The sequence below is a fragment of the Asticcacaulis sp. genome (assembly GCF_020217185.1).
In the GTDB taxonomy this organism is placed as follows: domain Bacteria; phylum Pseudomonadota; class Alphaproteobacteria; order Caulobacterales; family Caulobacteraceae; genus Asticcacaulis.
In genome coordinates, this window is record NZ_JAIWNX010000117.1 from 1 (window position 1) to 10000 (window position 10000).

The 10000-nt window shown below is 64.1% G+C and carries 8 protein-coding genes; 3 read left to right on the top strand and 5 right to left on the bottom strand.

Going from position 1 to position 10000, the window contains the following annotated elements:
* Both LDL37_RS05780 and LDL37_RS05785 read left to right on the top strand, forming a co-directional pair.
* On the top strand, positions 1-565 hold a 565-nt coding region (locus LDL37_RS05780), incomplete at its 5' end, for a chemotaxis protein CheB (RefSeq protein WP_290795502.1).
* Positions 565-2124 carry a response regulator gene (locus tag LDL37_RS05785; RefSeq protein ID WP_290795504.1) on the top strand — a complete coding sequence of 520 codons (1560 nt, stop codon included), beginning with the start codon at positions 565-567 and terminating at the stop codon, positions 2122-2124. The genes LDL37_RS05780 and LDL37_RS05785, both read left to right, overlap by 1 nt.
* Here LDL37_RS05785 and LDL37_RS05790 read toward each other — a convergent pair.
* Genes LDL37_RS05790 through LDL37_RS05800 form a run of 3 tightly spaced genes read right to left on the bottom strand, consistent with a single transcriptional unit; the run spans position 2121 to position 6809 of the window.
* Entirely contained in the window at positions 2121-3194 is a 1074-nt protein-coding gene (locus tag LDL37_RS05790; RefSeq protein ID WP_290795506.1) for a DNA topoisomerase IB, read from the bottom strand. The two genes, LDL37_RS05785 and LDL37_RS05790, sit on opposite strands and share 4 nt — an antisense overlap.
* Complete coding sequence (locus tag LDL37_RS05795) at positions 3194-4492, bottom strand: glycoside hydrolase family 130 protein (RefSeq protein ID WP_290795508.1); 1299 nt, start codon at positions 4490-4492, stop codon at positions 3194-3196. Before LDL37_RS05795 ends, LDL37_RS05790 begins: the two co-directional genes overlap by 1 nt.
* Positions 4493-4508: 16 nt before the next feature.
* On the bottom strand, positions 4509-6809 hold the full coding sequence (locus tag LDL37_RS05800) for a glycosyltransferase family 4 protein (RefSeq protein WP_290795510.1): 2301 nt from the start codon (positions 6807-6809) through the stop codon (positions 4509-4511).
* A 253-nt stretch (positions 6810-7062) separates the two neighbouring features.
* Between LDL37_RS05800 and LDL37_RS05805 the strand changes: the two genes are divergently transcribed.
* Positions 7063-8709, top strand: coding sequence for a M28 family metallopeptidase (locus LDL37_RS05805; RefSeq protein WP_290795512.1), 1647 nt, complete (start codon positions 7063-7065; stop codon positions 8707-8709).
* A 36-nt stretch (positions 8710-8745) separates the two neighbouring features.
* On the opposite strand, the gene phhA is transcribed toward LDL37_RS05805, so the two are convergent.
* Positions 8746-9612 (bottom strand): phenylalanine 4-monooxygenase, encoded by an 867-nt coding sequence (gene phhA / locus LDL37_RS05810; RefSeq protein WP_290795514.1) that lies wholly within the window; start codon positions 9610-9612, stop codon positions 8746-8748.
* Between the two features lie 12 nt (positions 9613-9624).
* Complete coding sequence (locus LDL37_RS05815) at positions 9625-9948, bottom strand: 4a-hydroxytetrahydrobiopterin dehydratase (protein WP_290795516.1); 324 nt, start codon at positions 9946-9948, stop codon at positions 9625-9627.
* Positions 9949-10000: the final 52 nt, after the last annotated feature.

The window sequence follows — 10000 nt, forward strand, 5'->3', positions numbered from 1 at the left end:
CGCCCTTCCCCGCAAAGCGGTAGTCATAGGGGCTTCGGCCGGCGGCGTAGAAGCCCTGTCGGCCGTCCTGCCGCACCTGCCGCCCGACCATTGCCCGGTTTTGGTGGTCATCCACCTGCCGTCGAACCGGCACAGCGTTCTGGCCGACCTGTTCAGGGACAAATGCCTCATGAAGGTTGTCGAAGCCGAAGATAAGGCCCCCATCGAGGCTGGCACCATCTACTTCGCCCCGCCGGATTATCACCTCATGGTCGAAACCGACTTCACCGTTGCCCTATCGAACGAAGCGCCGGTATGGTTTTCGCGCCCGTCGATCGACGTGCTGTTTGAAACGGCCGCGGATGCCTATGGGCCAGGTCTGACCGGTGTCATCCTGACCGGCGCCAATGAGGATGGCGCGGAGGGCCTGCGCGCCGTTATGGCGCAGGGCGGGCGTGGCCTGATCCAGTCGCCGGAGACGGCCTATGCGCGCCTGATGCCGGAAACCGCCCTGTCCCTGTGCCCGGCGGCGGAGGTGTGCCCGCTTGAGGACTTGGCCGCCGAACTACTGGTGGAGGCCGCCTGATGAACACGCCCGCCCCCATCCTGCTGGTCGATGATCTCGAAGAAAACCTGCTGGCGCTCGAAGCCCTTTTGCGCCGTGACGGCCTGACCATCCTCAAGGCGCGCTCAGGCGTTGAGGCGCTGGAAATCCTGCTGCGGCAGGAGGTGGCGCTGGCCCTGCTCGACGTGCAGATGCCGGAGATGGACGGCTTTGAGCTGGCCGAAACCCTGCGCGGTGCTGAACGCACGCGGCGCATCCCCATCATCTTCCTGACCGCCGGGACCACCGACCGCGATCGCCGTTTCCGCGGCTATGAGGCCGGGGCCGTCGATTTCCTGCAAAAGCCTATCGACGGCGATATCCTCAAATCCAAGGTCGAGGTCTTCGTCGAACTCTACGCCCAGCGTCGTCAGATCGCGCATCAGCGCGACGCGCTTCAGGCCCAGCGGGACGAGATTCAGCGCGCGGCCGAGGCCCTGCGCGAGGCCGATCACCGCAAGGACGTCTTCCTGGCCACCCTGGCGCACGAACTGCGCAATCCGATGGCCCCGATCCGCAACGGGCTCCAGATTCTGCGCATGGCTCCGGACAGCCCGATGGCGGCGCAGGTACGCGACATGATGGACCGTCAGATGACGCATCTGGTGCGCCTTGTCGATGATCTGCTGGACGTGTCGCGCGTCAGTCAGGGCAAGATCGAACTGAAGCGCGATCACCTGACGATGCGTTCGGTGGTCGAGGCGGCGGTGGAAACCGCGCGTCCCGTCATCGACCTTGCCGGGCACGCCTTTACACTGGACCTGCCGGCGGAGGAGTTGTGGGTCGATGGCGACCTGACGCGGCTGGCGCAGATCGTCGCCAACCTGCTCAACAATGCCGCCAAATATACGCCCGAACGCGGTCGCATCGGCCTCAGCCTGCGCCGCGATGGCGTGCAGGCCGTGATCCGCGTCAGCGATACCGGGCTGGGCATCGACGCCGACATGCTGCCGAAGGTGTTTGAGCTGTTCACGCAGGTGGACCGCAACATCCACCGCGCGCAGGGCGGGCTGGGGATCGGTCTGGCGCTGGCGCAAAAGCTGGTGGCCCTGCACGGCGGCTCGATCCATGCCGAAAGCGCCGGAGCCAACAGGGGCTCGACCTTTGAACTGCGCCTGCCTCTGGCCGAAGCGCCGCACGCCACGGTGGACGGTCTGACTGAGGCACAGGCGGCGCGGTCACTGAACGTGCTGGTGGTCGATGACAACCGCGAATCGGCCGAAACGACCAGCTGGATGCTCGACCTGATCGGCCACCATACGCGCACCGTGCACGATGGGGCCGCCGCTCTGGCCGCCGCCGACAGCGAGACGCCGGACGTCATCCTGCTCGATATCGGTATGCCCGGCATGAATGGCTATGAGGTCTGCCGCGAACTGCGCAAACGGCCGCAATTGCGAGACACGGTGGTCATCGCCCAGACCGGCTGGGGGCAGGATAGCGACCGTCAGGCGGCGTTTGAGGCGGGCTTCAACCACCACCTGACCAAGCCGGTCAATCTCGACAGCCTCAGCCGCCTGCTGGCCGATATCCGGGCCTAAGCCTTCAGGCGCTTTTTCAGGAAGCCGAGCACCATCACCTCATCGGGGTCCAGTTCCGCCGCCTCGCTCAGTTCGGCGTCGATCTCGTCCACAATCTGCTGGCTCAAAGCCCCGTCCAGATAGGCGCTGATCACCTCCGGATGCACATAGCCCTTGCGGCAGACGGCGGGCGTATTGCCGAGCCGGCGCGCCACGTCTTCGATGGCGGCCTTGAGATTGCGCTTGGCCTCGGTCTGGGTCTCAAAGGCATCGAAGGCCTGAAGCGCCAACACCGCCAGCACCGTCCCCGTAAAGGTGCGGAAGTCCTTGGCGGTGACGACCTCGCCGCTGATCTCTTTCAGATAGGCATTGACGTCCGACGAGGTAACATCGTGCACCCGCCCCGCCTCATCGACCCAGGCGAACAATTCCTGCTCGCCTAGGTCCTGAAGGCGGCGGATGACGGCGGCAGCACGGCGGTCGCTCAGTTTGAGGTTCCACGCCTTGCCCGATTTGCCCCTAAAGCGAAAACGCACGCTCTGGCCTTCGACCGAAACATGCTCGTCCTTCAGCGTCGTCAGGCCATAGGATTTGTTGGTGCGGGCATATTCGTCATTGCCGACGCGGATCAGCGTCTTTTCCAGCAGATAAACAACGGTGGCCAGCACCTTTTCACGGCTTAAGCTCCGTATGGCCATGTCGGCGCGCACGGCAGCGCGGATGCGCGGCAGCACTTCGCCGAAGCGCAGGATATGGCTGAACTTGGTGGCGTCGCGCACGCTGCGCCAGTCGGCGTGATAGCGGTACTGCTTGCGGCCTTTGGCGTCCGTGCCGGTCGCCTGAATATGGCCATTGGCGAAGGGGCAAATCCATACGTCTTTCCACGCCGGGGGAATGGCCAGCCGGTCGATGCGGGCGCGCGCCTTTTCGTCGTCGATCCGGACACCCCTGGTGTCGAAATAGACGAAGCGGCGACCATAGCGCCGGCGCGTAAAGCCGGGTCGCCGGTCATTAACGTAGCGCAGGCCACAGGCCTTCGCCTGTTCCGCAGCGTCCGCCGCAGCCTCCATGACGGGCAGGCTGCCGTCCATCAGAAGGGCCGCAGGTGCTGAAGGATGTCATCGACGTGCAGCGAGGCGAAGCGGATCGAGGAATCGGCCACGCCATAGGGCAGCAGGATCCAGTCGCCGTGTTTCAGCGCACCGCAGCTATAGACGACATTGGGCACATAGCCTTCCCGCGTGTCTTCGCCGGGGGCCAGAATGGGCGTGCGCGACCGGCCGATCACCTGACGCGGATCGGCCTTGTCGAGCAGCACCGCCCCCAGACAGTAGCGGCGCATCGCCCCGACGCCGTGGGTAAAGACCAACCACCCGGCGTCCAGCTCAATAGGCGAGCCGCAATTGCCCATCTGCACCATTTCCCACGGGTGTTTGGGCGAGACGATGCGGTCACCATAGTTCCACACCATGCGGTCTTCGCTTTCGAGATAAAACAGACTTTCGTGGTCCAGCCGCCCGATGGCCGCATAGCGTCCGTTGATGCGGCGCGGGAACAGGGCCAGCCCCTTGTGCGTCGCCGCCAGCCCGCGCAACGGGGCCAGATAGATGGTATCGAAATCCTCGGTTTCGAACAGTTCGCAGCCGATTTCACGCCCCGAATAGGCGGTGTAGGTCCCAAGATAGGTAGTGTCGCCGTCGTCTTCGGTAAACTGCACCAGACGCAGGTCTTCGAGGCCGTTCGACTGAGCCCGCGTCACCGGGAAGATGACCGTGCCCGATACGGAACAGGCCTTATGCCGCATCAGGGTGACGGGCCCGTCGGTCGCCCCCTGCGCCGGTTTGGCGGCGACGATAAAGTCGGAGTCGGGCTCAAGATCGACCGTGCCGTCGGCATGGAACACGCCTTCGCGGAAGGAGATGGTCGAGATATGCCCCTCCCCGACCGTGCGCACCGACATCAGGAAACGCACCGCCCCCTCCGGCACATGTGTCTGTTCGGGGTGGACAACGACGGACGGGTTCATGATCGCCGCCGCTTCGAAGGAATATTCCTGACAGAAATAGGCCCCGATCAGCGCCGCGTGGTCCTCGTCGATCTCATCCATGCCGTCTATGGCGCGACCGATCATCGCCTTTATCGCCCTGAAGCGGTCAAGGAAGATGGCGCGCGCCTGCAGGTGGCGGCCGCTGAAATCGCGGCTGACGCTATCCAGTTCGGCGCAACATTCCTCGCGCGTCAGTTTGAGCAGCGAGCGGCAGATGCGCTCGGCCCGTGACATGGTCCCCAAAGCCGTATTGTAGGGCTCCACCGAAATGGTGAAGGGGCGCAGCACGACGCGCTCAGGGTCGGCGCGCAGCACGATGTCGCTGTACTTGATCTCTTTCATAGGCATACTTTTTTAGTTACAGACCGGCATCTTTCAGGGCGCACCAGCTCAGGTGCAGAGCCAGCACCGACTCCGCCCCCTGATTTTCGTTGAGCCCGTGCACGGTCAGGCCGTCGCAACAGCCGCCGTCCTCGCTCATCAGGCAAAGGCCGTGATCATTGTCACCGCGGAACCATTGCCAAACGCGCAAGGCCTGCGCCTTCCAGCTCGCTTCCCCCGTCACGCGCCACGCCGTCAGGCAGGCTTCGATGGAGGCCTGCGCCTCCAGCGGCTGCTGATCGAACAGGGCCTCACGCCCGCCTTTATGCGATTGCCCGGCAGCGAAGCTGCGGGTCGGAATGGGGCGGAAATGACCGGCCTCGGCGGTTTGCAGGGCCATGATGCGCACGCTGGCACTCAGGGCATTTTGGACCATCCGGGCATTGCCGAGGCGCTTCCCGGCCAGCAACAGACCTTCGGGGAGGCGCGCATTGTCGTAGGACAGGGCGGGCTCAAACCACCCATGCGCCGGGGCGTTGTGGCAATAGGCGGCGTGCAGCGGTTCGGCCAGCACCTCCATCAACCGCAGGACCTCCGCCGCCTCGCCCACATGATCGACCGCGGCATCCAGCGCGCGCAGGCTCACGGCGCGGGCGCGCTGCGACGGCCAGTCGGCGACGTGCGGCAGGACGCGCTGGCTAAGTTCACGCGCCCACTGCCGCAGATCGTCCGGCAGGGGAGAACGCACCACCTCGATCAGGGCCTCAAAGGCACGGGCGCAGCAATCGTCCGACCCGCCTTCGTCCAGCCATTGCCGCGCAAAGCTCATAAAGTTGCGGAAACGCCCCGTCTCAGGGTTCCAGGCGTGGTTGACGAAGCCCGCATAGCGATAGGCGAGGTCTGTGCGCTGCTCGTCAAAGCGCTCGAACTTCGCCCGCCGCGCCATCAGCATCAGGGCGCGGGCATTGTCGTCGGTGCAATAGCCATGCGTGCGATCGGGCAGGCGGTAGCGGCTGTGCTGGGCCATGCCGCAATCGTCCGACAGCCGCAAAACGGCGCGCCAGGCCGGGGCCGATCCGATAGACGGGACCACAGACAGCACCCTGCCCTGCGTCGTGATGTCGGCGCGGGCGCGCCCGGTATAGGCGGCGGCCACCGCGCTCCAGCGCGACGGCAGGGCGGCCTCATAGGCGCGTTCGCTCATGGCTTCCCGTTTGGCCTCATCGGTCAAAAGGTCGATAATCGCCTCGGCAAAGGCCGCGCTGTCGCGGAAGGGGCAGACGACGCCCACCCCGTCGGCCAGCGCCTCAACCGCGTGCCAGTAAGGCGCCGAGACCACCGGTTTGCCGACGGCCAGCGCATAGCTCAGCGTGCCCGACGTGATCTGGGTTTCGGTCAGATAGGGCGTCACATAGACGTCGGTCGCCTGAAGCAGGTCGATCAGGTCGTCATCGGACATGAAGCGGTTGATGAAGCGGATATGGTCTTCGACGCCCAGTGCCTCAGCGCGCGCCATCAGGCGCTCGCGATAGGCTTCGCCCTCATGCAGGATCAGATTGGGGTGCGTAGCCCCCACCACGAAATACAGCACATCGGGGCAGGCCTCGGAAATGGCCGGCAGGGCTTCGATGATCGTCTCGATCCCTTTATTTGGCGACAACAGCCCGAAGGTGGACAGCACCCGCCGCCCTCCGGCGTCCAGCCCGGCCTTGAAGTCAGCCGTGGGGCGCAAGGCCCGCGCCGGGGCCCCGTGCGGCACGACGAGTATCTGCGAGTCCGGCACGCCATAGACGCGCTTGAGGATGTCTGCGCCCTTATGGGCCATGGTGATCAGGGTCGAAGACAGGCGGATCAGCCCGTCCATCACGCGGCGCTGGTCCGCATTGGGGGTTTCGAGGACCGTGTGCAGGGTGGTGATGACCGGCATATCGACCCGCTCAAGGCATTCCAGCAGGTGTGCGCCCGACGGGCCACCGAAAATCCCGTATTCGTGCTGCACGAACAGCACCTGCATCCGGGCGGCGTTGAGATCGGCGGCCAGTTGCCGATAGGCCGCTGCGTCGTCCTGCGGCAGGTGGCGCGTCACTTCGGGCGGGTAGGCATAGGGCCCGGCGTGATCGTCCATAGCGATCACCTCAAAGCGGGCCGACGGCAGGGCTTCGTGCAGGCATTTATAGATATCGCGGGTAAAGGTGGCCAGACCGCACTGACGCGGCGGGAAGTTGCCGAGCACGGCGACGCGCGACAGGCCCGCTTCGGGTTTGAGACGGGCACGGCTGAGAATATCATCAAGGCTGTGGGCCTCGGTTTCGACGGCAAAATGCTTATCCTGAAGCATGGCGAACCCTTCGCGAAAAAAAACCAGCGTCGGCGGATCGGCTCCGGCGCAAAATACCGCCGGAAGGCTGCTGAAAATCACAGGTCGGAAAAAGAATAAGGCGTGGGACGATCCGTCCGCAGAGCCTCACAATGGGCCGCTAAGGGATAAAGATGCAGTCAGGAAAGCGAAAGCCGCCATAAACCGGACATGATCTTGACACCCACCCTCAGACATTTAGCTTCATTTGAAACTGATCCCGAAGGAGTCCCGCATGTCTTTACGACCCGTTATGGCCGCCAGCCTGCTGGCCCTCACCTTGTCCGTTCCGGCGCTGGCCGCCCCCAGGACGCCTGAGATTTCCGGTGCGCGCATGTCCGCCGACGTGAAGGCCTTGTCTGACGACAGCTTCGAAGGCCGTGGCATCAACACGCCCGCCGAACCCAAGGTGATCGACTATCTGTCGAACGGTTTTTCCGCGGCGGGCTTTCAGCCGGGCGGCCCGGACGGTCAGTGGACGCAGGCCGTAAAGCTGCGCCAGTTCACGGTGCAAAACCCCACCCTCTCGCTCAGCAGCGGCGGCAAGGTGACGGCGCTGACGCCGGGCACGGACATTGTGGTTTCGACGCGCGGCGCGCTGGGGGATGTCAGTTTCAAGGACACGCCGCTGGTCTTTGTCGGCTATGGCGTCACGGCCCCGGAACGCGGCTGGGACGACTTCAAGGGCGTCGATGTGAAGGGCAAGATTGTGGTCGTGCTGATCAACGATCCGGACTTTTATGCGCCTGAGGCCAACACCTTCGGCGGCAAGGCCATGACCTATTACGGGCGCTGGACCTACAAGTACGAAGAGGCCGCCCGGCACGGTGCTGCGGGCGTGCTGATCATCCACGACACAGCGGCGGCCTCCTATGGCTGGGGCACGGTGAAAAATTCATGGACCGGACCGCAGTTCGACATCGTGCGGCCTGACCCGTCAAAACAGTTTACCGGCCTCGAAGGCTGGCTGTCGGCCGAAACCGCGCAGAGTCTGTTTGCTCAGGCGGGCCTTGATCTGGCGGCGCTGAAGGTCGCGGCGCGCACCAAAGACTTCCGGCCGGTGGACCTGAAGACCACGCTCAGCGGCGGCTATCAGGTGACGGCGAAGGAAATCGTCTCGCACAATGTCATCGCGCGCCTGCCCGGCACGAAACACGCGGATGAGACGGTCGTCTATGGCGGGCACTGGGACCACATCGGCATCGGCGCCCCTGACGCCAATGGCGATAAGATCTTCAATGGCGCGGTCGATAATGGCACCGGGATTGCGGCCCTGCTGGAGCTGGCGCGCGCCTTTGGCAAGGCCCCCAAACCCGAACGCAGCGTGGTGATGATCGCCTTTACCGGCGAAGAAAGCGGGCTGCTGGGCTCGGAATACTACGCCTCAAACCCGGTCTATCCGCTGGAAAAGACGGTGGCGGGCATCAATATGGACGCGCTCAATGTCTTCGGCGCGACGAAAAACATCGTGGTGGTCGGCAATGGTCAGTCGTCGCTGGAGGACGATCTCGGCACCTTCGCCAAGGCACAGAATCGCATCCTGTCACCCGATGAAAAGCCTGAAGCGGGTTACTTCTTCCGGTCAGACCACTTCCCCTTCGTCAAACGCGGCGTCCCCATGCTCTATGCTAAGGGCGGCAAGGACCTGATCAAGGGCGGCATCGCGGCGGGCACGGCCAAGGAAACCGACTACCGCGACAAGCGCTACCATCAGGCCGATGACGAATGGTCGGCGGACTGGGACATGGCGGGCATGGTCGAGGACGTGACCCTCTATTACCAGATCGGGGCAAAGCTGGCCCATTCGCGCGAATGGCCGCAATGGCGCGCCACCTCGGAGTTCAAAACCGCCCGCGATAGGTCGGCCGATCAGCGGAAGTAAACGGAAAAGCGCCTCCCCTGATCTTCGGGGGAGGCTTTATTGGTGATAGTCGCCCGTGCCGCGGTGAAATACGCGGTCGGTGGCTTCGATGCGGCCAGGCGTCAGGTCGGGCAGCCCGGCCAGCGCCTCATAGATCGGCCCGAAGTCCTTTTGCGCCAGCCCCAGAAGCGTGTCTATCGACGGCAGGACGAAATATCCCTCCTGAAAATCGTCGATGCGATAGACGGTGCGCATGACGCGCTCCAGATCGAAGCCGATACGGTTCGGGGACGGGCTTTCCAACGCAAACTGCGTCTCGGTAAAGGACGACAATATGCCGGCGCCAAAGATGCGCACGCCGCCACCCTCTTCGACCAGCCCGAACTCCACCGTGTACCAGTAGAGCCGCGCCAGCCGGTCGAGCACGCCCAGCTTTTCGGCGCGCAACCCGCCCTCGCCATAGGCCTGCATGAAGTCGGCCATGACCGGGTTCATCATCATCGGCACATGGCCGAACAGGTCGTGGAAGACGTCCGGCTCGACCAGATAGTCCAACTCACGCCCGTCGCGGATAAACTGCCCTGCCGGGAAGCGCCGGTTGGCCAGATGGTCGAAAAAGACGTCATTGGGCACCATGCCGGGCACGGCCACCACCGTCCAGCCGGTGCGGCGGTAGAGAACCTCGCTCAGGGCGTCGAAATCGGGGATGGCTTCGGCTGTGATCGGCAACTGGCTCAGGCCGTCCATATATTCGCCGCAGGCCCGACCGCGGATGGTCTGCATCTGCCGCTCGAACAGGGTGCGCCAGGTGGCGTGCTCGCTCGCCGTATAGGCGTCCCAGTTTTGCGGGATGGTCCAGTCGGGACGGTCCGGCACATAGCCGCCGACAATACCGTGGCGCGCAGGCTGTGTTTGCGTATCCATCCCTTACCCTCCTTAAACAGCCTTAAACCGGGTGGCTGCGGCATCAATCCCTTCGGCCAGCGCAACATCGCGATCACTGAGCCCGCCCGTATCGTGGGTCGTCAGGCGGATCGACACGCGGTTATAGACATTGGACCATTCCGGATGGTGGTCCAGCCGCTCCGCCGCCTGAGCCACGGCGCTCATAAAACCAAACGCCGCCGTGAAATCCGTAAAGCGCAGATGGCGCTCCATGGCCTTATCCCCCGCCTCGCGCGTCCACAGCGGCAGGCGCTGCGACAGGGCGTCGATCTCAGCGGGCATCAAAGGCGTAGCCGGGGGCAGGTCAGCGGGCATGACGGGTCCTCTTCAAGAAAGATGATCCCCCCGAAGGTCGAGAAAATCTTTC

What these genes read in the sequence shown, in the direction of transcription:
- LDL37_RS05785 (WP_290795504.1), top strand. Translation starts at nt 565, where the DNA reads ATGAACACGCCCGCCCCCATCCTGCTGGTCGATGATCTCGAAGAAAAC.
- LDL37_RS05790 (WP_290795506.1), bottom strand. Translation starts at nt 3,194, where the DNA reads ATGGACGGCAGCCTGCCCGTCATGGAGGCTGCGGCGGACGCTGCGGAA.
- LDL37_RS05795 (WP_290795508.1), bottom strand. Translation starts at nt 4,492, where the DNA reads ATGAAAGAGATCAAGTACAGCGACATCGTGCTGCGCGCCGACCCTGAG.
- LDL37_RS05800 (WP_290795510.1), bottom strand. Translation starts at nt 6,809, where the DNA reads ATGCTTCAGGATAAGCATTTTGCCGTCGAAACCGAGGCCCACAGCCTT.
- LDL37_RS05805 (WP_290795512.1), top strand. Translation starts at nt 7,063, where the DNA reads ATGTCTTTACGACCCGTTATGGCCGCCAGCCTGCTGGCCCTCACCTTG.
- phhA (WP_290795514.1), bottom strand. Translation starts at nt 9,612, where the DNA reads ATGGATACGCAAACACAGCCTGCGCGCCACGGTATTGTCGGCGGCTAT.
- LDL37_RS05815 (WP_290795516.1), bottom strand. Translation starts at nt 9,948, where the DNA reads ATGCCCGCTGACCTGCCCCCGGCTACGCCTTTGATGCCCGCTGAGATC.